Annotated in this window: 17 protein-coding genes and 1 pseudogene; 10 read left to right on the top strand and 8 right to left on the bottom strand. The window is 61.3% G+C overall.

All coding sequences use genetic code 11. From position 1 onward, the window contains the following. The first annotated feature begins 123 nt into the window (after positions 1–123). The 6 genes from AC3QL3_RS13475 (at position 124) to AC3QL3_RS13450 (ending at position 6,106) form a co-directional block, all read left to right on the top strand. Positions 124–432, top strand: a complete 309-nt coding sequence (locus AC3QL3_RS13475) for a hypothetical protein (protein WP_492894410.1) — start codon at positions 124–126, stop codon at positions 430–432. Continuing rightward, positions 417–1,451 carry a fatty acid desaturase gene (locus AC3QL3_RS13470; RefSeq protein WP_492894408.1) on the top strand — a complete coding sequence of 345 codons (1,035 nt, stop codon included), beginning with the start codon at positions 417–419 and terminating at the stop codon, positions 1,449–1,451. The genes AC3QL3_RS13475 and AC3QL3_RS13470 overlap by 16 nt, the downstream gene beginning before the upstream one ends. Before the next feature lie 257 nt (positions 1,452–1,708). After that, a complete protein-coding gene (locus AC3QL3_RS13465) occupies positions 1,709–2,161 on the top strand; it encodes a (2Fe-2S)-binding protein (RefSeq protein WP_492894406.1) in 453 nt (150 codons plus the stop codon). Position 2,162: 1 nt separating this feature from the next. Then, positions 2,163–4,367: a xanthine dehydrogenase family protein molybdopterin-binding subunit gene (locus AC3QL3_RS13460; RefSeq protein ID WP_492894405.1), complete on the top strand. Its 2,205-nt coding sequence runs from the start codon at positions 2,163–2,165 to the stop codon at positions 4,365–4,367. Further along, positions 4,364–5,710 carry a cytochrome c gene (locus AC3QL3_RS13455; protein WP_492894403.1) on the top strand — a complete coding sequence of 449 codons (1,347 nt, stop codon included), beginning with the start codon at positions 4,364–4,366 and terminating at the stop codon, positions 5,708–5,710. The genes AC3QL3_RS13460 and AC3QL3_RS13455 overlap by 4 nt, the downstream gene beginning before the upstream one ends. A 24-nt stretch (positions 5,711–5,734) precedes the next feature. Continuing rightward, positions 5,735–6,106 (top strand): DoxX family protein, encoded by a 372-nt coding sequence (locus AC3QL3_RS13450; protein WP_492894401.1) that lies wholly within the window; start codon positions 5,735–5,737, stop codon positions 6,104–6,106. Positions 6,107–6,173: 67 nt separating this feature from the next. On the opposite strand, the gene AC3QL3_RS13445 is transcribed toward AC3QL3_RS13450, so the two are convergent. Beyond that, positions 6,174–6,755 (bottom strand): TetR/AcrR family transcriptional regulator, encoded by a 582-nt coding sequence (locus AC3QL3_RS13445; protein WP_492894399.1) that lies wholly within the window; start codon positions 6,753–6,755, stop codon positions 6,174–6,176. A 92-nt stretch (positions 6,756–6,847) separates the two neighbouring features. Here AC3QL3_RS13445 and AC3QL3_RS13440 point away from each other — a divergent pair, with 92 nt between their 5' ends. Then, entirely contained in the window at positions 6,848–7,807 is a 960-nt protein-coding gene (locus tag AC3QL3_RS13440) for an SDR family oxidoreductase (RefSeq protein ID WP_492894397.1), read from the top strand. A gap of 188 nt (positions 7,808–7,995) precedes the next feature. On the opposite strand, the gene AC3QL3_RS13435 is transcribed toward AC3QL3_RS13440, so the two are convergent. Then, entirely contained in the window at positions 7,996–8,973 is a 978-nt protein-coding gene (locus tag AC3QL3_RS13435; RefSeq protein WP_492894395.1) for an NAD-dependent epimerase/dehydratase family protein, read from the bottom strand. A gap of 85 nt (positions 8,974–9,058) precedes the next feature. Between AC3QL3_RS13435 and AC3QL3_RS13430 the strand changes: the two genes are divergently transcribed. Beyond that, complete coding sequence (locus AC3QL3_RS13430; RefSeq protein ID WP_492894393.1) at positions 9,059–9,604, top strand: TetR/AcrR family transcriptional regulator; 546 nt, start codon at positions 9,059–9,061, stop codon at positions 9,602–9,604. A gap of 519 nt (positions 9,605–10,123) precedes the next feature. On the opposite strand, the gene AC3QL3_RS13425 is transcribed toward AC3QL3_RS13430, so the two are convergent. Next, the gene (locus AC3QL3_RS13425) at positions 10,124–10,639 is read right to left on the bottom strand and encodes a DUF8453 domain-containing protein (RefSeq protein ID WP_492894391.1); all 516 of its coding nucleotides are present in this window, start codon (positions 10,637–10,639) and stop codon (positions 10,124–10,126) included. Positions 10,640–11,436: 797 nt separating this feature from the next. Beyond that, complete coding sequence (locus tag AC3QL3_RS13420; protein WP_492894389.1) at positions 11,437–11,883, bottom strand: SRPBCC domain-containing protein; 447 nt, start codon at positions 11,881–11,883, stop codon at positions 11,437–11,439. Positions 11,884–12,060: 177 nt separating this feature from the next. Between AC3QL3_RS13420 and AC3QL3_RS13415 the strand changes: the two genes are divergently transcribed. Then, positions 12,061–12,894, top strand: a complete 834-nt coding sequence (locus AC3QL3_RS13415) for a DUF4238 domain-containing protein (RefSeq protein WP_492894387.1) — start codon at positions 12,061–12,063, stop codon at positions 12,892–12,894. Positions 12,895–13,000: 106 nt separating this feature from the next. Next, complete coding sequence (locus tag AC3QL3_RS13410) at positions 13,001–14,185, top strand: hypothetical protein (RefSeq protein WP_492894385.1); 1,185 nt, start codon at positions 13,001–13,003, stop codon at positions 14,183–14,185. A gap of 273 nt (positions 14,186–14,458) precedes the next feature. Here AC3QL3_RS13410 and AC3QL3_RS13405 read toward each other — a convergent pair whose 3' ends face one another. From AC3QL3_RS13405 to AC3QL3_RS13390, 4 genes and pseudogenes are all read right to left on the bottom strand, one after another. Continuing rightward, complete coding sequence (locus tag AC3QL3_RS13405; protein WP_492894383.1) at positions 14,459–15,283, bottom strand: hypothetical protein; 825 nt, start codon at positions 15,281–15,283, stop codon at positions 14,459–14,461. A 183-nt stretch (positions 15,284–15,466) separates the two neighbouring features. After that, positions 15,467–16,586 (bottom strand): annotated as a pseudogene (locus AC3QL3_RS13400) (IS3 family transposase). 203 nt (positions 16,587–16,789) lie between these two features. Beyond that, positions 16,790–18,154, bottom strand: coding sequence for an AlbA family DNA-binding domain-containing protein (locus tag AC3QL3_RS13395; RefSeq protein WP_492894381.1), 1,365 nt, complete (start codon positions 18,152–18,154; stop codon positions 16,790–16,792). 166 nt (positions 18,155–18,320) lie between these two features. Beyond that, positions 18,321–19,964 carry a hypothetical protein gene (locus AC3QL3_RS13390; protein ID WP_492894379.1) on the bottom strand — a complete coding sequence of 548 codons (1,644 nt, stop codon included), beginning with the start codon at positions 19,962–19,964 and terminating at the stop codon, positions 18,321–18,323. Positions 19,965–20,509: the final 545 nt, after the last annotated feature.

Here is a 20,509-nt window from a genome sequence, read left to right as displayed (position 1 = left end):
TATGGTGGACGGGCCGCCGTTCACGTCTCGCTCCGCGTTAGCCTTCGCGGAGATTCTTATACGCTCACGGATCGAGATGCGCCGCGCTGCCTTGAGCCGGCGATGCGCAACGCTGGAGTAGCGATGAAGCCCCAGCTCGAGGCGCAAGTTCCGCACTTTCACTTCCGCCTTCGTCACGACTATTCGATCGGTCCGGCCGCTTTGAAGCGGCTTTGGTCGTCGGTGTGCGGCTACGAAAACGTCACCGTATCGCGCGAAGCCACGCGTACCGCGAACGGTGAATGGACCTATCGCTACTGCCTGAGCGGGCCGCCGTCGCTACTGGACTTCGTGCAGGTGGAGGCGCGCTTGCAGAAGTCCTTGCAGTCGACGTTTCCCGCCGAGCACGTCACGTTGTTTCGCTCCGAGGCGACGTTGTGGCGGAACCGTTGACCACCGACGCGCGCTCGGCCATCGACTGGGTTCGCGCGGTCGAGCCCTATCGCGGATCGAGCAATCGGCGAGCGTGGCTGGAACTCGCGATCACCTTTGCGCTGTTTCTTACCGGATCGGTCGTCATGTACGCGGCGTGGGCGTCGAGCGTATTCTGGCTTTACGCCGCCGCCGCGATTCCGACTGCCGGTATGCTGGTCCGCCTGTTCCTGCTGCAGCACGATTGCGGGCATCACAGCTTCTTCTCCTCTCGCGCCGCGAACGATGCGCTCGGCCGCCTGCTCGGCGTGCTCACGCTGACACCGTATGACCATTGGCGGCGCGCCCATGCGATTCATCACGCCACGCAAGGCAACCTCAGCAAACGCGGCGTCGGCGATGTCGACACGTTGACCGTGGCCGAATACCTGGCCCGCGGTCGCTGGCAGCGGTTGCGTTACCGGCTCTACCGCCACCCTGTCGTGATGTTCGGCATCGGACCTTTGTACGTGTTCCTGTTGCAGAACCGAATTCCGGCCGGCTTCATGGCGACGGGATGGCGGCCGTGGATCAGCACGATGGGCACGAACCTCGCCATCCTCGCAGTTTCGTTCGTACTGATCGAACAGGTCGGCGTCGCTGCGTTCATCGGCGTCCAGCTACCGGTGCTGGTGCTGGCGGCGACGATCGGCGTCTGGCTGTTCTTCGTCCAGCACCAGTTCGAGCAGACTTACTGGGCGACTGCGTCGGACTGGAATGTGCGAGTCGCGGCGCTCGCCGGCAGTTCGCACTACGCGTTGCCCGGCGCATTGGCCTGGATGACGGCGAACATCGGCATGCATCACCTGCATCATCTGTCGAGCCGCATTCCGTTCTACCGCTTCACCGACGTCGCACGCGCGCTGCCGGAACTCGCCGCGGTGAATCGCATCGGCTTTCTCGACGGATTTCGCTGCATACGCCTGACATTGTGGGACGAGCAGGCGCGGCGCCTCGTTTCGTTTCGTGAGGTGCGTGAGCGCGGAGCGGCGCAGCGCTAAGCGTGAGGCCTTCAGCGGAGCCCAGGACAATCGGCACGACCTCTACCTTGCCATAGCGGCAGGTCGTTCACCGCCCTCAACTTGGTGGCACCGTGGGTGAATCGCTACGGCGCAGGACCGTGCCGGCTCCGAGGTCATCGCGATCGAACTGTAGACCTCTCACCGCCATTGCCTGCCCACTCTTGCGATTCCGACAAGATCGGAGAAGAGTATCCGCCACCCAGCGTTCGCGCGGCACGAGCGGCCAGGAGACATCGGTGATCTCGATCAAGGTCAATGGCGTATCCCATGCGGTCGACGCGCCCGCGGACATGCCCTTGTTGTGGGTGCTGCGAGACTTGGTGGGGTTGACCGGAACGAAGTTCGGCTGCGGCATCGCGCAGTGCGGCGCGTGCACCGTGCACATCGACGGTGCCGCGGTGCGCTCGTGCTTGCTGCCGGTCGGAGCGGTCGGCGACCGCTCCGTCACGACAATCGAGGGCGTGGGCTCGAGCGCGGTCGGAGCGAAGTTGCAGAAAGCGTGGCTGGATCTGGAAGTCGTGCAATGCGGCTACTGCCAGTCGGGCCAGATCATGTCGGCGGCCGCGTTGCTGTCGACCCATCCCAAGCCCGGCGACGCCGACATCGACGCGGCGATGGCCGGCAACATCTGCCGATGCGGGACGTATCTGCGCATTCGCGCCGCGATCAAGCAGGCGGCGGAGGCTTGAGATGAAACGCATCGAAGAGAATTCCGCGCGCAGCGAGCCGATCCTCGATTCCGCCGTCGGCGCGCCGCATTCCAGGCGCGCGTTTTTGCGCGGCAGCGTGGCCGTCGGTGCGGCGCTGATCGTCGGTTATCGGGTACCGCTCGCGGCCTTCGCCGCGGGCAAGGAAGACGCGCCGTTCGCGCCGAACGCCTTCGTGCGCATCGACGTCGACGGCGCGGTCACCTTGGTGATGCCGCAGGTCGAGATGGGGCAGGGCATCTATACGGCGCTGTCGATGATTCTGGCCGAGGAGCTCGACGTCGATTGGGCGAGAGTCGCGTTCGAACACGCGCCGCCGAACGACGCCCTGTACAAGAATCCGGTGTTCGGCCTGCAAGCGACGGGCGGCTCCACCTCGGTGCGTGCGTTCTGGAAGCCGCTACGCGTCGCCGGCGCGCAAGCGCGAGCGATGTTGATCGGCGCCGCAGCGAAGCGCTGGAAGGTCGAGGCGAGTGCGTGCCGCGCCGCTGCCGGTGCAGTCTTCCACGACGCCAGCAATCGCACGCTCGCCTACGGCGCCCTGGTCGGCGAGGCCGCTGCCATCGTGCCGCCGACAGAGCCATCCTTGAAGTCGCCAGCCGATTTCAAACTCATCGGCCGATCATTGAAACGGCTGGACACGCCCGACAAGGTCAACGGCAAGGCCGTTTTCGGCATCGACGCGATGCCAGCCGGGGTCCGGTTCGCGATGCTCGCGGCCTGTCCGGTGTTCGGCGGCAAGGTCGCGCACGTCGACGACGCTCGCGCGAAGCGGGTGCGCGGTGTGCGCCAGATCGTCGTGCTCGACGATTTGGTCGCGGTCGTCGCCGACCATACGTGGGCGGCGAAGCAAGGCCTTGCCGCACTGGACGTGCGCTGGGACGAAGGTGCGCATGCGAATGTCTCTTCCGACGCGGTATGGAAGCAGCTGCGCGCGGCCGGCGAGAAAGCCGGCGCGATCGCGCGCCAGGACGGTGACGTCGCGAAGGCGCTCGGCGGCGGCGATCGGATCGAGGCGGTCTACGAATTGCCCTTCCTCGCTCATGCGGCGATGGAGCCGATGAACTGCACGGTGCATCTGACGCCCGATTCATGCGAGGTCTGGGTCGGAACGCAAGTGATGGCGCGCGCTCAGGAGATCGCGGCCAAGATCGCCGGCCTGCCGCTGGAGAAGGTCGTCGTGCACAACCACCTCATCGGCGGCGGCTTCGGACGCAGGCTCGAAGTCGACGGCATCGAGAAAGCCGTGCGCATAGCCAAGCACGTCGAAGGTCCGCTCAAGGTGATCTGGTCGCGCGAAGAAGATATCCGGCAGGACGTGTTTAGACCCGTGTATCGCGACCAGCTGTCGGCGAGCCTCGTCGATGGACGCATCAACGGCTGGTCGCACCGCATTGCAGGTTCGGCCATCATCGCGCGTTGGCTTCCTCCGGCTTTTCAAAAGGGAGTCGATGGCGATGCCGTCGACAGCGGCGCCGACATTCCGTACGACATTCCCAACCTCCAGATCGAGTTTCAGCGCGACGAACCGCCGGCGGTGCCGACCGGGTTCTGGCGGGGGGTGGGAGCCAACAACAATGTGTTCGCGATCGAGAGTTTCATCGACGAACTCGCCTTGAAGGCGGGCAAGGATCCGGCCGCGTTCCGGCGCGACCATCTGGCGAAAACGCCGCGCTTGCTGGCGGCGCTCGAAGAGGTGGTGACGAAATCGGGCTGGGGCCGCGCACTGCCTGCGCGCAGCGGCCGCGGCATCGCCGTGCAGACCTCGTTCGGCAGTTACATCGCGACCGTCGCCGAAGTCGCCGTCGCCGCCAACGGCGACATCCGTGTCCAGCGCATCGTCGCGGCGGTCGACACGGGCGTCATCGTCAATCCCGATACGGTCATCGCGCAGATCCAGGGCGGCCTGATTTTCGGGCTGACGGCTGCGCTGTACGGCGAGATCACGATCGACAAAGGGCGCGTGCAGCAGCGCAACTTCAACGACTATCGGATGCTCCGAATCCACGAAGTTCCGGCGATCGAAGTGCATCTGATCGCCAGCGGCGAGGTGCCCGGCGGCATCGGAGAGGCGGGCACGACGGCAGCGGCGCCGGCGGTGGTCAACGCGATCCATGCGGCGACCGGCGTGCGGTTGCGCCGGCTGCCGTTCGATCGCGGCGCGCTGGCGACGGAGAAAGCGACGTGAGCGCGAAGGCGTTCAAGCGTCTGGCCGCCGTGGCCGGTCTCGGCGTCGTGGTCGGTGTGGGCGTGCTCGCCTGGTATGCGACACGGCCCGGTCCGCTCGCCTTCGCCGGCGGCGAGGCCGTCGCGCTGAAGGCTTACGACGGCCATCCCGCCGGTGTGCCGCAGGACTTTCGCGAAACCGACGTCGTCGCGCGCGGCCGCTATCTGACCGATGCGGCCGATTGCAAAGCCTGCCACACGGTCGAAGGCGGCACGCCGTTCGCCGGCGGCCGCGCGTTCAAGACCGATTTCGGCGTTCTCTATGCGCCCAACATCACGCCGGACGCGGAAACGGGCATCGGCCAATACAACGACGCCGATTTTCTGCGCGCCGTTCATCAAGGCATCGCTCGCGACGGCAAGCGGCTGTATCCGGCTTTTCCGTACGCGTCGTACACCTACCTCACCGACGACGACGTGCTGGCGATCAAGGCGTACTTGTTCTCGCTGCCGCCCGTGCGCAACGTTGCGCCCGAGAACGCGCTCGCGTTTCCGTTCAATCAACGCTTCCTGATGTCGTTCTGGTCGGCGCTGTTCAATCCGGACCGCCGCTTCGAACCTCGCCCCGAGAAATCGGCGGAATGGAATCGCGGCGCCTATTTGGTCGAAGGGCTCGCTCACTGCGGCGATTGCCACACGCCCAGAAATCTCCTGCAGGCGCTCGACAACGGAAACAAATTCGCCGGCGCGCTCACCGGTGGTTGGCGTGCCTACAACATCACAGCGGACGCCGACTCCGGCATCGGCCGTTGGACGGAGGAGGAACTGCGTCAGTATCTCGCCACCGGCCACGCCGCCGGCCGCGGCACGGCGTCCGGTCCGATGGCCGAAGCGGTGGAGCTCAGCTTCGCGAATCTGACCCCGAGCGACATCGCCGCAATGGTCACTTATCTGCGCAGCGTGCCGGCCGTCGAATCGAAGAATTTGCCGGCGCCCAAGCAGGAAATCGCTTCCGCCGATCCCCTGCAAGATCCTCATGCCTCAATCGATGCGCGCGGCCGCGACGTGTTCGCCGGCGCCTGCGCCGGCTGCCACGGCTGGACCGGCGAAAGCGCTTTGTCGACGCGCGCGACGCTGACGGGCGCGCGCGCGATCAACGATCCGAGCGCAACCAACGTCGCGCAGACGATCATCCGCGGCACCCAGTCCGATCCGAAGGACGGACGCATCGCGATGCCGGCATTCGGCGCCGCCTACAACGACGACGAGATCGCCGCGGTGTCGAACTACGTTACGGCGCGCTTCGGCGCGAAAGGCTCCGCATTGACGGCGGCCGACGTGCGCAGATTGCGCGCGGCCGAATAAGATCAACCGACGATTGGACGTCTCATGAACCTACTGCTGTGGATTCTGCAGGGCCTCGCCGCGCTCTTGTACGGGTCGTCGGGCGTGATGAAAGTGTTCCTGTTCGAGAAGATCAGCCACGACGTGCCGTCCTTCGGCGCCTTGCCACGTCAGGCTTGGACGGCACTGGGTATTCTGGAACTCGTGTGCACGATCGGGCTGATCGTTCCCGCCGCTCTTCATTGGCGGCCGTTCTTGACCGTGTTGGCAGCCGCACTCCTCGCGATCGAGAGCCTCGCCTTCGTTTGGGTACACGCGAAGTACCGCGAGATGGCGCCGCTGATCATGAGCGCCACGCTGGGCTTGATCATGGCCTTCGTCGCATACGGCCGGATGGTGCTGCGGCCGATCGTCTGATCAGCCGGTCCATCGAGAGCCCGGCTCGGAGCGAATGCCGGGTCGCGGCAAACGACGCCTCGGCTTCTCACTTCGGCGTCGTCGATTTCGCCGCTTTGCTCAAGTCGGTGCGTGCCTGCCGCAGAATGGATGCCGACAGGTCAGGATCGGCGACGGCGCGCGCCATCGTCATTGCGCCGATCATCGTCGAGAGCATGAGCTGCGCCTCTCTGCGCGCCGCCGCGGGCGTTCTTCCTTCGAGCCGTCGCGCGAAGATATCCACGAGTTCAGCGAACGCAGCCGTCATCGCTGCGCGCACCGCGTCGCTGCTACGCGCCATCTCGCTACCCAATGCAACGAATGGACAACCGTCGGCGACGTCGTCGCGGTGGTCGATCGACAAGTATTCCGTGATCACGGCGGCGAGTCCGCGTTCCGAGGCGGTTCGGCCGATGTCCTCCACCAGTGACGAAGCAGCGTAGGTCAAGGCCTCTTCGATCACCTGTTCCTTCGAGCCGAAGTGCTTGTAGAAGCCGCCGTGCGTCAGCCCCGCCGTCGCCATCAGGTCGGCCAGACCGGTTTGAGCAAGTCCATTCCGACGAAATTGCGCCGCGGCGCCCTCGACGATGCGCTGTCTCGTTTCGGCGGCTTCCTTCCTCGACTTTCGCATGATCTTTCAGTCTCCGAATCTGCGGCGTTGTACGCATTCGAACATGCGGATGTTATACGAAATCTAAACCATTCGGGCGCACTGCTTGACTCTTGGATGTCGATGCACATCTAATTAGATGTCGTAGAACATCCAATCAGACGTCAGACATCCATCCCTACCGAAGAGACCAGATCATGTCCAAGACCATCCTCATCACCGGCGCCAGCAGCGGCTTCGGCCGCGATACCGCGCAGACGCTGGCCGCCGCCGGCCATCGTGTGTTCGGCGCCATGCGCGAGATTGCGGAACGCAACGCGCTCCACGCCGAAGCCTTGCGCAGCAGCGGTATCCATGTCATCGAAATCGACGTGACGGACGATGCCTCAGTCGAGCACGGAACAGCGCAAGTCCTCGCGCAAGCGGGCCGGATCGACGTACTCGTCAACAACGCCGGCATCGGTTCGGCGGGCGTGTCCGAGGCGTTCAGCGCGAATCAGCTGCGTGCGCTCTTCGACGTCAACGTGTTCGGTGTTCAGCGCATGCTGCGCGCCGTATTGCCGGCGTTCCGGCAGCAAGGGGAGGGGCTGGTGGTGAACATCGGCTCGATCCTCGGCCGCGTCACCTTTCCGTTCTTCGGTCTGTACGGCGCCTCGAAGTTCGCGCTCGAAGCGCTCAGCGACAGTTATCGCTACGAGCTGTCGCAATTGGGAATCGATGTGGTGCTTGTGCAGCCGAGCAATTATCCGACCAGCATCTTCGCGAGTGCCCAGCGACCGAACGACACCGCAAGAGCGGCGACCTATGGTGACGTCGGCAAGCTGCCGGCGGCAATGGTGGAGGCGCTGACGCAGTCGTTCCAAAGTGCCGACGCACCCGATCCGCACGATGTCGCACGCGCCATCGCGGCGATCGTTGCCGCAGCGAGCGGCTCGCGCGATGCGCGCGTGGTGGTCGGCCAGGGGTTCGGCACTGATGCGATCAATGTGCAGGCCGCGGCGACGCAAGCGGCGTTGCTCGAAGCCTTCGGACTGCAACAGCTCACAAAAGGGCCGGCGGCTCGGGCGGCTTGATCTGTCGGGGCTGCCGACTTTGGGAAATGCCGGACTGCAGGACGCTGTCGAGCGAACGGCTCGAAGCGTCCGCCGCTATCGATGATCTTATCGTTGGGCGCCTTCATGCCGATTGAAATCTTTCGCACGCGGGATCTCGGATACAGCGCGAGCCGCTCACCGCAGGCGAGGCCTGATTCGATGCAGTCCTAAGACGCTCGCATCGCCTCGATCCCTTGTTCCCACGACACCTCGGGCCGATAGTCCAGCTCACGCTGCGCCTTGGCGATGTCCAGGGTGAAGGGCGGACCGATCAAGCGCAGCATTTGGCGCGTGATCGGCGGTTCGCCGCGGCGCGAAAACGTGCGCCACATCCACTCCATCGCACGCGCCATGATCCAGGCCACCGGCAGCGGCACCGAAGCACGCGGCGGCTCCACCGCGCGGGTTTGCAGCAAGCCGGAGACGACTTGCTTGAGCGTGCTGTCGGCACCGTCGCTGACGAAGTAGGCTTCGCCGCCGCGGCCCTTCTCGATGGCCAATTCGACGGCGTGGCAGACGTTGTCTACGTGCGCGGTGGACATGAGCTGCGAGCCATCGCCCACCCAGCGGAATTGGCCGGCGCGCACCGTCTCGATCATCTGATCCAGCGTCGGCATGCCGGCACCCCAGATCATCGGCGGGCGAATGACCATGGTTTCGAACCGGCCCGGCCGATTGGCGGCGAGCACCAGCGCTTCGCTGCGCGCTTTGGACGCGCTGTATGGCGCCCAGGCGCGCTCCTGTCGCGGCAGCGACTCGTTCGCCTGCAGCATCGGCACCGGATCGCCCATCACCACCGCCGCGGCACCGACCTGCACGAAGCGCCGGACCGACACGGCCGCCGCCGCAGCCAACAGATTCGCCGTGCCTTGCACGTTGGCGCGTTCGAACTCTTCACGATCGCCCCACAGCTTGAAGAGTGCAGCCACGTGGATCACCACGCTGCAACCGCGAGCGGCGGCAATCAACGAGTCTCGATCGTCCAGCGAGCCGCGCACGGCGTGTGCGCCGAGCTTGCTTACAATTCGCACGGCGTCGTCGCTGCGCGCCAGTGCACGAACCTCCCAACCGCGGGCGAGCAGGCGTTCGATGAGCCGGCCGCCGACGAAGCCGGAGCCGCCGGTGATCAAGCAAGTGGAAGTCATAGTGCATCTCGCTATATCGTTGATATAGTATTTGTATAACGTAGATATATGCCTCGTCAAGGGGTCGACGACATTGAGGGCAAAGATGGATACCGAAACAGCGATCCTGGACGCCGCCGCCGCGCTGCTCGAGGCGCAAGGCGCGGCCGGCCTGACCACGCGTGGAGTGTGCGAGGCCGCGGGAATCAAGGCGCCTACGCTTTATCACCACTTCGGCGACAAGGACGGACTCGAGCGGGCCTTGATCCAGCGTGGAATGGCCGAATTCATGCGGCGCAAGCGCACGCCGCCGACCTCGGCCGATCCGTTGGAGCAACTGCGCTCCGGCTGGGACGTCGCCCTCGCGTTCGCGCTGGAGCGGCCGGCGCTGTATGCGCTCTTCGCGCAGCACGTGCGCACTCAGCCGGCCTTAGTGGCCGACGCCTATGCGTTGATGCATGCGCGCGTGCAGCGCCTCGTGGACATGGGGCGCTTTCGCGGGCCGGTGGACGCAGCGGCGCGCGCGGTCTGGGCAGCATCTCAAGGGGCGCTGTCGTTGATACAGCAGGGGGCGGCGCGTAAAGACATCGAAGCAACCAGCAGGTTGCTCTTCGATGCGGTAGTCAACAAGCTGTCACGCTCAGTCGGTTAGGGAATGCACGCAAGTTCGGTAATCGAGAAATCCGCAGAGCGAAACGCTCGATACGGAAGAGCATGCATTCGATGGTCTTTCCGCGGACGAGGAGTTTTGGTGCGGAAATGGCGGTGTATCGATGGGAGCGAATGGCTCGCCCGCGTTCGTTCGTTACACCTGGTCTTTGCGATGGCGGACGACCTGGGATTCGAGGTCGGCCCGCGACCAACCGAAGAATGCCGACTGGACCTGCCCGAGCGCTTGGCGACTTAGCTGAGCCGTAGCAATGCAGCGATCACAGAAGCAACGGCGGAGCTGGCTCGCCATGAAACCTCTGGTGTGCAGTTGCGCATTCATGTCAGGGCTGCGCAACAGCGGTGCAAATTTCGATCTGCCACCGGCTACTTTCGCCATGGTCGAAGGCGGGATCCTCGGGACGTTCTGACAATGGCCAATGGCTTGCTCATGCTCGACTTCGATCAGTTGATCGCAGTGTCCGTGGGCGGTGTTCGCCGCTGGCTCAACAAACAGCGGCGGCTACACAGGTTCGTTGTCCGAGACTGCCACCAACGACTCACCTATGGTCGATTTGTACTTCACAACAAAGCGGACATTCGTGAGGATTTGCGCGAGCTGATTGATAGTCAGCATGGATGTTACGTCGCGCCATCGGAGCATCTTGTACATGTCGCCAGATCGAATAGCCGCACCAGATACGGGAATTTGTCCACCGCCGAGCCCGCGAGTGAAGCCCATGGCTGCCAGCGTTCGCTCCACAAGTTCAAGTTTGTCTCCATCTGGCAGCGGTTGGCCGCCAATGAAGATTTCGCATGTTTCGATGATCGCTGGTCCCAAACCCACATTCTTCAAATCAATGCGAAATCGAGGAGGACTTTCTCGAACCCGAAACTCAAACGTGAGGTGAGGTCGACACATCGCTTGCTGTGCGTCGCGGGCTGCACGCGATTGCCACCACGCAATTCCAACAGCGGCCAAAATGGCCACGACAGAACCTATCGCTTGCACCCAGGCCGCTTGAACTTCCGGTTTCATCGCGCACCATCCAATCCATACGCAGTCCATAGCTCCCCCTTCACCGCGTCGGAAGCCTGCCAAGGCGCCTGTCGTATTTCAAGGTGTATGCAATGGCGCTGGCGCTCGACTTGGGCCAGGAACTGGGCGTCGAACTTTTTGCAGGCGTCGGCGGCGTCAGCTTCGGCTTAACCGAGCCGTATCCTCCCCCGGACGTCGCCGTCAATTACGATCCGCTCGCGATCGGAGTCGATCGAACCAATCGCCCTTTGACGAAGCATTACGCGTGTGATGTGTCCGAAGTAGATCCGATCGTCGCGACGGGCGGCCGGCTGGTTGGCGTGCTCTGGATCTCCCTGGACTGCCGGCACATTCGAAGGCGAAAGGCGGCAAGCCACGCAGCAAGCGCGAAAGGTGGCGAGAAAGAGAGGCTGACTAAAAGGCTGACCATTCGAGGTCGAATCCAGTTGTTTTCAGTCGCCTTCCCAGCATCGGCCCACAAAAAAAACCCGCATCAGAGCGGGGTTTTTTGGACTTCATATGGCGGTGTGGGCAGGACCGCTGCAACCTGTCTCTTCGGTCGAATTCCCTGGAACAGGGATGATTTCAGGGTATTTCGCGTCTCTGCAGGCCGCAGTAGTGCCTGCTTTGTCCTTGTCGTCAGTACCGTGGGCGTCTCCGAGCCGCGATGGTTGCGAGACAGCTATTTCGGAACAGGGAATCGATCAGGGATGGAGCAGGGAAGGATCAGGACTCTGATGTCGACGGTTCGCCGGCGTCGTCGACCTCGGCCTCGACATTCCCGCGAGCAGCCCGGCTCAGCGCCGGAGCTCGATCAATTTCGCCTTGCTGCGAGTTATGCCAGCGGTTGCCCCCGACTCTAGCCACGTCTTGAGATCTGCCAGGACGAATGCAAATCCCTCCGTTGCGTTCAAGGCTTCGGAAACCTGGTCGCCACGGAAGCGATCGTTGATGAGCGTCACCGCCGTCCCACCGTCCACGGGCTCGAAGTCGATCCGCACATGTGATCCATCGGCGAAGTCCCATTCCACAGCCTTCTCTGGGTCGAGCCGCCTGGCGGTGACGTCGCTTTCGACTTCTTTCACTTTGAATGTCCAATGCACCGTATGGCCCACTTCGAGCGGTGCCGAGGCGGCGCCAAGCCAGTAGCTTGTCAATGCATCAGGACGAACGAAGGCGCCGTATGCCTGCTCGGGCCTACAATCGATCCACATCGAAACATGTGCTCGCACATTCGTGTTCATTGTGGTTCTCCTTGCCGGGTCTTAGCCTTTGACGCTATTCGTCGACACCGTAACGGTGCATGTACGGCCACGTACGGCTGGGGCACTGGAGGCCATTAGTTCGACTCATGAAATGTGAGCCTCGAGACTGGACGTCATGCCCTAGGAGTTCTGGCTTACAACGCCGAGAATCGGACGATGACCTTGAAAACAGAGAACCGCCCCAAGAACCAGCATTGGGTTCCGCAGTCTTACCTCCGCAGGTTTGCAACGCCCGAAACGCGCGAGTCGGAGATTCCGAAGATCTATCGCTTCGACAAGACCAAACTGGAAGTCGAGCCACATCTTCGCTCCGTCCGCGAGGTTTGCTCCAGCAACTACTTGTATTCGCCGAAGCTTCCGAGTGGCGAACGCGATTGGTCCACCGAGTCGATGCTGCAGGAGATCGAGGCCGATGCTGGCGAGATGTGGCCGCATTTGGACTCGGGCGATCTCCCTCTCGATGACATCGCGGCTCGCCGCTCGATCGCTCGATTCTTGGCGGCCATGCAGATGCGAAGCATGCGTCTGTTCAAACTTCAGAAGAGTACGATAGAGCTGCGCGACAAGCTCGGATTGCTGCGGCCTGACTATCAACCAGTCGACGGCCTAGACGCACGTGACCCTGGACTAATGTTCTCTGGAACGGTTCAACAGCACACACCGCGCTTAACAGCAGCGTTTGCTGCGAAGCGATGGCTCGTGCTGCGTTGCGACGCAGACCTGTTGATCACAAGCGATCTTCCGTTGATGTTCTTAAGGCCGGGATATAAGACCGGTGGGCCGGGCACGCCTAATACAGTTGCAGCATTTCCCGTCAGTCCTAGGACGCTGCTGTTCATGGATGACCGATTCGACGCGCCGAACGGGTACGGTGCTCTGGATTCCCAGTTGGGCATTGCCGTCAATCAAGAGCTGTGGTCCCGAAGCGTGAGAGATGTCCTGACGGGGCGCCCGCCTGCCGAGATAAGAACTCAGATTTCTCGGCAATGACATCGCGAGGCGATGGCACGTCATGAAGCCATCACGCCCGAGCAGGCAACCATAAGACGCATCACACGTAGAATGCCACGACCATCAATCGCCGCATCTTCACGTCATGACCGCAATCTTGGGCAATCTCGCGCTAGGCGGACCCGAAGTCACCCTGAAAAACGGGCGCCCGTGTCGCTCGGCCATCGCGTTCCAACTCTCGCGTCCTCCACGCCATGAACGGCGCTACGTGCCTTACGACGAAGTCGAAGCAGTGATGTCTCGCTTGCCCGTTCTCGTCGTCCGCTTTGCGAACCCGCGCGACGAGCACGAGCTTCGAACGGAAGGAATCGAAAACGCACTTCGGCTGCTCGATCTCGCCAGCGTTGAAGCCCACGACACCATGGCGCTCGTGCTTCCGCACGAACGGTACGTCGCCGCAACAACGCTCGATAACCGAGTTCTTGTGGAGCACAAGGATGTCACGTTTCTCGGCATGGGTGTCGCAGCAAGCATTATGGTGACTGATGCAGAAGGGCGCCTCAAGCCCGAGCCGGTTACCGAACCTGCAACCTGGATGTCCGCGTACCGTTACTACCGGGAGTCCCAGCTCGCGACGGACGTGTATGCCGCCTATCGCTCTCTTTGGCTGGCCTTTGAAAATCTCCTGACGTTGTTCGTGCCGAAAAATTCCGGCGAACGTGAAAAGGACTGGCTGGCGCGTTGTGGGGCGTGGGTTCGCTCGACTCAGTCTCTGAAGAGCCAGGCCGCCCAGTTCGACCGTGTGATAGACACGCAGTACACGCAGGTGCGCAATCACCTATTCCACGGCAAAGGTGAGCTCGTCCAGGCTGCGAATGCATCCGTGGATCCACGCCGTGTGGCCGACGCCTACCGGGAGCTCGCCCCTCATTGGCGGGCGCTCGCGGCCGAGACATCTAATCTCTCCCGTGGCGGTGGAGTCATAACGTACGAGGGATTCGCACACATGATGAAGCTCGGTCTCGCAAACCAACAAGTTTCGTTCCTGGCACGCGAGATCGACGAGAACGATACCGCCCTGGACGGCGAAGACTTCGACTCGGTCGAAATGCAGGATCACGCCGGACCTGGAGTTGCAAGGTTAGTCGCGCGCTATCGCTCGAAAGGCCGGGTAGACATCCGCGTTGTGGTGGCTCATTCAGAAGAAAAGCTCTCAACGGTGGCACCGATGCTCGGAGGCGTGCTGAGCCTGACGTCAGGCGATGACCTCATCTCAACGCTGTCTTACCGTCTACGTAACAACAACAGCCCGCGTTTCGATTTCGATTGAACGAAGGCCCAACGTCAACAGGGTAGTTGCGGACAAATGTAATCGTGATCCTGGACTGGCCCGGTGGGCGTGATGGAGGTGGCGCTCCTCCGAGTTCAAGATCGGTACTGGATTTTCAGATGTGTTCTGCTCAACTCTGCTCGCGGAGTCCGGGGTGCAGCAACTCCGTCCGTGATTCCACAAGTTAGCGAGGGCAGCTGATGATCAATATTGTCGAAGTCCGTCGCGAGATCATAAGTCGCGGCACCAGTAAGACGAGTGGCCAACGTCGGACTACGCCAAGATTGTTGCCAAAAACGCAAGGTTGTTGATGGGGCAATAAAGCTTGCCTGTCTGAGAGCGTCGAGCTCTACCTAGCACCAGGATCTGTGCGCCTGCGAGTCCTTCCAGATCGGGACCGGTGCCTATGGACTCGAGCCAGTGATCGGCCGTGGTCTCACTTATGCAGAAACTCAGTGAATTGCGGTTTCCCGTATTGATCCATAGGGTTATATCTTCTTCGCCGTACCAGCGAGCGCTGGTGGCGCTTCCCCAGAAACCGTGAAAAACGTCTAGATGTCTATCTGCAAAAGTGTTGACGTTCACGAAAAATCGCGAGATGACCTCTCGCCCAACGCCAGGAATTCGTATTGCCTGTTGCGATGCAGAAAATTCAGGAACGTTGAGCAACAGTTTTAGTAGTGGTCGCAGCCGTTTGTGCTGGAAATTATTTGCATCGCCGCCACCACCTTCAAAGCGTTTACCACGACCACGAGCTCTGCCAGCGGCACCTGCGATTTGTGTCACATCTCTAGCTGAGGTGCCTTGTTCGAGGTCCAGGACAATTTCGCCGTTGTTCCACCGCTGGTCCTCCTGATTTTGGCCGTCCACACCCCATACTCCCGCATCGATAGCAGCGAGCTCACAATTCGGCAGATGGGGACGCGCGCCAAAACAAGGCGCGCGACCATCTATGGATGCAGCTCGAAAAAACGCGCGTTGCCTGCATTCAGGGCAGAGGAGAGCGTTGCGTTTTTCGGCTAGTTCTTCAGGGTCAAGCCGTGCGAACTGACGTGCTTCGTACGTTTCACCATCATCCGTACAAAAGGCATGATCCATGTTCTTTCCTCTCGATAGGCGGCAAGCACAGCCAAATGGGAAGCAAATTCCATGCCGGCAATGCGGATTTGCTCAAAGATCCTTTCGGCGCTGACAGTGGTGACCGCACCGTCGCGCAGGGAGCTGTTTCGGCAGATGACGACGAAGGTGGGCTTCCCCCAGCAGCGCAGACATGTCCCAGCCTTACGCCGCGGCCCTGTTTTGGAAGGCCTCGGGACTGACGCCGCGGAGGTGGGTATAGCGTCGCGTGCGATTGTAGAAGACCTCGATGTAGTCGAAGACATCGGCGCGCGCCAGGTCGTGAGTTTTGTAGACGTGCTTGCGGATGCGCTCCTTCTTCAAGCTGCTGAAGAGGGATTCGGCGACGGCGCTGTCCCAGCAATTGCCACGCCGACTCTTGCTGGGTTGGAGTTGATGAGCGCGGCAGAAGCGTTGCCAATCATCGCTGCCGTATTGTGAGCCTTGGCCCGAGTGCACGATCCCGGCGGGATGGGCGAGCGGTGGTCCAACGCCATCAGTAGTGCATGGAGAACGATCTCGCGTGCCAGCGTCGGCTGCATCGATCGGCCCACGAACTTGCGCGAATGCAGGTCGATGACGACGGCGAGATACAGGTAGCCTTGCCAGGTGCGCAAGTAGGTGATTTCAGTCACCCATGCCGTGTCCGGCGTGTCGACGGTGAACTGCAGTTCGAGCCGGTTGGGTGCGACGATCGAAGGGCGCCCGACCGCGTGTCGTGGCGCCTTGTAGCCTCGAGCGCCTTAATCTTTTGCTGTCGCATCAGACGTGCCTCGCGGTGCTTGCGGCAGGTCTCGCCGGCTTCGCGAAGATCGCCGAAGACGCAAGGTGATCCATACACGCCGCTGCTGGCAGCGTAGGAATCGCGGATCAGCCCGCGCAGACGTTCGTCCTCGATCGCACGCTGCGATTGCGAATGGTGCAGCCATCGATAGAATTCGGCACGCGATGCGCGCAACACCTGGCACATCATCAGCACGCGATACGTCCGCCGATGTTCGTTGATGAAACAGTACTTCACTCGAGCTCCTTGGCGAAGTACCGCGCCGTTTTTTTAGGATGTCTCGCTTTCCGTGCGGCGCAGCCTGAGGATCTCGCTCTTGGCTTCCAGCAGTTCGCTCGCCTGTTTCTCGGATTTGTTCGGTGTGACCACCTTGACCCACTGATACAGGTTATGCGCCGACACGCCGATGCGCGCAGAGACTTCCGAAACGGAATGGCCGCGATCGACGGTCTGCCGAACGGCTTCTTGCTTGAACTCTGGTGTAAAACGCTTGGCGCTCATGGCTTCCTCCTATGCTAAAAATCATAAGCCTGGAATGCCTACGGCGCCGGTGGAAGTCCATTCTTAGTGCTTTCACAGTCTGCGAGAACGGTCCGTAGGACCGAATGCCGGACCGACTGCGCCTCCATCTTCGAGAGAGGGTTCTCCTGAACGCTCAGCGAACAGCGTGCCTCCACTGTCGGCAGGTACATCTCGACGCCCCGTCAGAACTGGCGCGATCTCATTTGGGCGAGTTCTTCTACAACCAACTCCATGGGAAGCTCAAAGAAGTTGAATAGCCTGTAGAGTGGCGACAAGAGAGGGTGAACGATCTCTGGAAGGTTGGGGTCAATCGCTTGTGCATCGACGTGGGTGTTCAACGTGATCGCATCTTGATGCGCAATATCCCGTCCCCACAGGTGACGCCGCCTATTGAGGCTGATCAACGAGCGGCCCGCGAGTCCTTCATACGTGACGAGGAATCGAATAGTCGTTGGCCCTTCAAAAAGATGTTCCGCAAGGCTTCTCGCTTGGAGTAGAACCTCTCCGATTCGCCAGACGGGTAGTGTGATATCGAATGCTGTGCCGGGTTCGAGCTGATCTCGGCCGTTATGTGGCGCGCTCATGCTGTCTTCGTCGTAACCACGGAGGAGATAAGCCATTCCCTGCGGATGGATGCGCCAGAAGTCCGAGTGCGCAGCATCCCGCTGTTCCGGCGGCGTTTGATGATCCCCGCCTAGCCAGCATTCGACGGCGCCATCGAACAGGTAGGGGGTTATTCCCTCCCGCGTGGGCACCCAGAATGGCGGCCAGCCGGTATGGCGCACCACGCTTTGCCTGAGTATGTCGAGGAATTGCGCAGGGGCGATCTGCTTGCGCTGACCGTCGATTTCATAGGAGACACCGAATCGTCCAAGGGGAAAGCGAGGACCTGAATCAGCAGGAAGGGGTGCAATCAGGTGCTCCCACCGTTCCCGGCTCGTTTGCGCCCATGTTTCCAGTAGGAGCGGTTCTGGAGTCTGATCCACTTGGGGAACTGCGCCGGTGATCAGATCCCTGATCTGGTCGAACATCTCGTCGCGGCGATTTCGGAGGCAGCGCGCCAGAAGATCTTCCCAATCTTGCGCGCTCTGAGGCGTCTCGCTGCTCGGTCCGGGCCGCCGAATGTAGATGGCGTTGTTCTGGATAGTATTGCCATTTGGACCCGCGCGTCGCGCTCGAATGGGAACCTTGTGTCCGCCTGGAACGACGACAACGGGGAAGATCGCTCCATTCGGGTTTCGTACGGTGTGCACGGCACAATGAAATTGTGGATCGCAGTAGTTCTTCGCGATTCCGTTGATTAGATCTTGGTTGTAACCGTCGAGTGTCGCAGGACGTCCGGGTGCTTCCACGACGCCCGCAGTCGTCTCTTCCAGTCCAAATGCGATAAATCCGCCGCCATGATTAGCAAGGGCCAGGACCGCTTTCGCGAAGATGGCCTTATCATCGTTTGATCCTTGGAGATCAAGCCAGTTCTTGATTTCGAAGTCGAGCTCCTCTCGAGGGTCGACCAATAAGTCAACAAGTCGTGCGCGGGATACTTCCATAGGTCACATCAATTGAAAACTGAGGTCCCCGGGGCAGTCCAATTATAGGCCGGAAGTGTCTAGGAGTCCGAGCAGTCCACGTATCCGGAGGCGAGGGTTCGAGTCCCGCGCTCTCGAGCGCAGGCGCCATCACTAGTTATGCGGTACCGCGTCCGAGCTTTTGACTTCAACCCCTCAAGCGCGAGATCAGTCGTTTCAGACGTACCCGGTCCTCCGGCAATAGGTGAAAGAACCGCACGGTGAACTTTGGGTCGAATTCGCGGCCAACGCGCCCATCCGGTATCTCGGAAGCTACGCGTTCGAACGCGGGGTTGAATCGACGCACATCCCAGCCGGTTTGCTCAAAGATCTCCTCGGCGCTGACGCTGTCCGGCCCAGACAATACCAGCTCGGCGACCTTGGCTGTATCTGCGATCGGGTCCCGATCGAACGCCGGTCGGTCAAACGTTAGGTAGAGATCGAGTGTCGGGCGAAAACTTGGCAACCCGCCGCCGAGAGTAAGGCTCGTTTCGATGAAGCCATCCACCTCAAGCTCGGCTATCGCTTCCTCGATAGCCGCTTCAGTATTCTCGTTGAAAGTGGCTTGGAGCTTTTCAGTGTCGACGAAATCACGCTGGCCATCGGGGCAATTTTCGGCGACCCACACCCCGATCTTGCGGGCGAGCAACGAGATCTGGAGATCGAGCGCCATGAGATTCTTTGGATCGTCAGGATTCACGGCGGGCTCTTTGAGTGCGAGAGGCAGCGGCGACTGATCGATCGTCGGCGATGGCGAACCGCCCAGCCAGGTGTCGAGTTGGTCCACGACTTTCTGGCTGATCGCGGCAAACTGCCTGATGTCCTCGCCGACGAGTTGCACAGTCTCGCCGACCTTGGCATCGTTCGCGAGCGTCGCGAACTTATCGTCCACGACGCCCAGATTGTGGCCGATGATGTGGCGCTTCTGGATGTTGAGCTTCAGTGCAGCGAGTTCAGGCTCAGCGAGAGCCTTGAACGGGTCGAGGTCGAGTTCCTCGAAGCGCCTGAGCGCCTTATCGATGTTCTGGAAGTCGTTGCTGACCTTGGGGGGCGGTCCGGTGTCGCCCTTCGTCTTTCCATAGAGGTAGATGTAGACAGTTTTCAGCGTTGCCTCGAATGCAGTGAGCACGTCTTCGTGGGCATTGCCCAGGAGCCGATAGGCGAGTTCTTCGCTGTCGGCGTCGACGCTCTTGGCGAGAGACACCTGGTCGTCGACCAGTTCGACCTCGCGCAGGAAATGCAGCCTCAGATTCGGGGCACCACAGTCCGGACAGAAAAGTCCTATCGCGAAGACGCCGTAGTCGCGGCCGCAGTGATCGCATACCAGCTCGCGCATGAGATCTTGGCGAGCAAAGCGCGGCTTCGGTCGGGAGACGCTCCGCTTGAGGTTAGCGGTGATCCTGACCGAACCTTTGCTCGATTGCGCGCCGAAGGCGTTCCTGAGCGTGTCTGCAACAGCATCCTGGACGTCCTGGACTGCCTCGTGCTTGACCAGCTCCACGGTGGCCTTAGTGTCGTCCGGATGCCTGAAGGCATCGTCGTCAGCAATGGTGCCGCTGTAGGGGCACACAGTCTGCGACGTCCTAGGCGCCAGCTTCATCCTTGCCCGCAGCGCATCCGTCAAAGGTATATCGGCAATGACTTGACCGAGTATGAAATGACGTGGATGCGCCGTCTCGTTCGGCGAGAAGCGGTAGATGCGCCCGTCGGGAGTACGTGGCAGAGGAAGACTAAGTCGCATATGGCTGCCAGCACCACCTGTTCGATAGCGATTGAGTCGCGAAAACTTCATGGCGATCCTACCTCCGTTTCGTGTCCGTTCCTCAGTACAAGCTCGTTCGCTCTGTATTGGGAGATATTATCCTGATGTAGAAACACGCGGCTTGGACTGCCCCAGGGATCGTAAGCACTTCCAGCCTACGATTGGACTGCCCGAGATTTTAAGATACTGGCCAACGTCGCGCGGTGGCGCGATCAATTTCGCACACATCTACCAAGCGATCGCTACCGGCACTGAGGTTGAAGGGGGATGACCAGCGTTAGCCACGGGGATGCGGATCGGCTGGCAGAGATCGGGCTAAACTTAGTCCTTTCGGTGCTTCTCGAATATCTGTTCTCGATGGAAAGCGAGGTAGCGACTTTGAGTCCGTCGGACGCAGCGACAATCGCCGTGGTTAGGTCGTGACTCTTTAATTGCGTTTGCTGATCGATGCCGAACGCGGAGAATTCCTAATCTTTAACGAGCTTCTTGTCCTCAGCATCGAGGGTTATCGATGGGGTAAGTACGCCTTCTGCCGTTGCTAACAGAGCAACCTTACTGTCCACCGCATCGTCGTC

The sequence above is a fragment of the Dokdonella sp. GW821-FHT11D02 genome, from assembly GCF_058808595.1.
Note: the sequence above shows the minus strand (reverse complement) of the source record. Positions and strands in the feature narration are given on the sequence as shown.

Bases quoted from the DNA above. Each gene is read 5' to 3' on its own strand.
- AC3QL3_RS13475 (WP_492894410.1), top strand. From the start codon at position 124: ATGAAGCCCCAGCTCGAGGCGCAAGTTCCGCACTTTCACTTCCGCCTT.
- AC3QL3_RS13460 (WP_492894405.1), top strand. From the start codon at position 2,163: ATGAAACGCATCGAAGAGAATTCCGCGCGCAGCGAGCCGATCCTCGAT.
- AC3QL3_RS13450 (WP_492894401.1), top strand. From the start codon at position 5,735: ATGAACCTACTGCTGTGGATTCTGCAGGGCCTCGCCGCGCTCTTGTAC.
- AC3QL3_RS13445 (WP_492894399.1), bottom strand. From the start codon at position 6,755: ATGCGAAAGTCGAGGAAGGAAGCCGCCGAAACGAGACAGCGCATCGTC.
- AC3QL3_RS13435 (WP_492894395.1), bottom strand. From the start codon at position 8,973: ATGACTTCCACTTGCTTGATCACCGGCGGCTCCGGCTTCGTCGGCGGC.
- AC3QL3_RS13430 (WP_492894393.1), top strand. From the start codon at position 9,059: ATGGATACCGAAACAGCGATCCTGGACGCCGCCGCCGCGCTGCTCGAG.
- AC3QL3_RS13425 (WP_492894391.1), bottom strand. From the start codon at position 10,639: ATGAAACCGGAAGTTCAAGCGGCCTGGGTGCAAGCGATAGGTTCTGTC.
- AC3QL3_RS13420 (WP_492894389.1), bottom strand. From the start codon at position 11,883: ATGAACACGAATGTGCGAGCACATGTTTCGATGTGGATCGATTGTAGG.
- AC3QL3_RS13415 (WP_492894387.1), top strand. From the start codon at position 12,061: ATGACCTTGAAAACAGAGAACCGCCCCAAGAACCAGCATTGGGTTCCG.
- AC3QL3_RS13410 (WP_492894385.1), top strand. From the start codon at position 13,001: ATGACCGCAATCTTGGGCAATCTCGCGCTAGGCGGACCCGAAGTCACC.
- AC3QL3_RS13405 (WP_492894383.1), bottom strand. From the start codon at position 15,283: ATGGATCATGCCTTTTGTACGGATGATGGTGAAACGTACGAAGCACGT.
- AC3QL3_RS13395 (WP_492894381.1), bottom strand. From the start codon at position 18,154: ATGGAAGTATCCCGCGCACGACTTGTTGACTTATTGGTCGACCCTCGA.
- AC3QL3_RS13390 (WP_492894379.1), bottom strand. From the start codon at position 19,964: ATGAAGTTTTCGCGACTCAATCGCTATCGAACAGGTGGTGCTGGCAGC.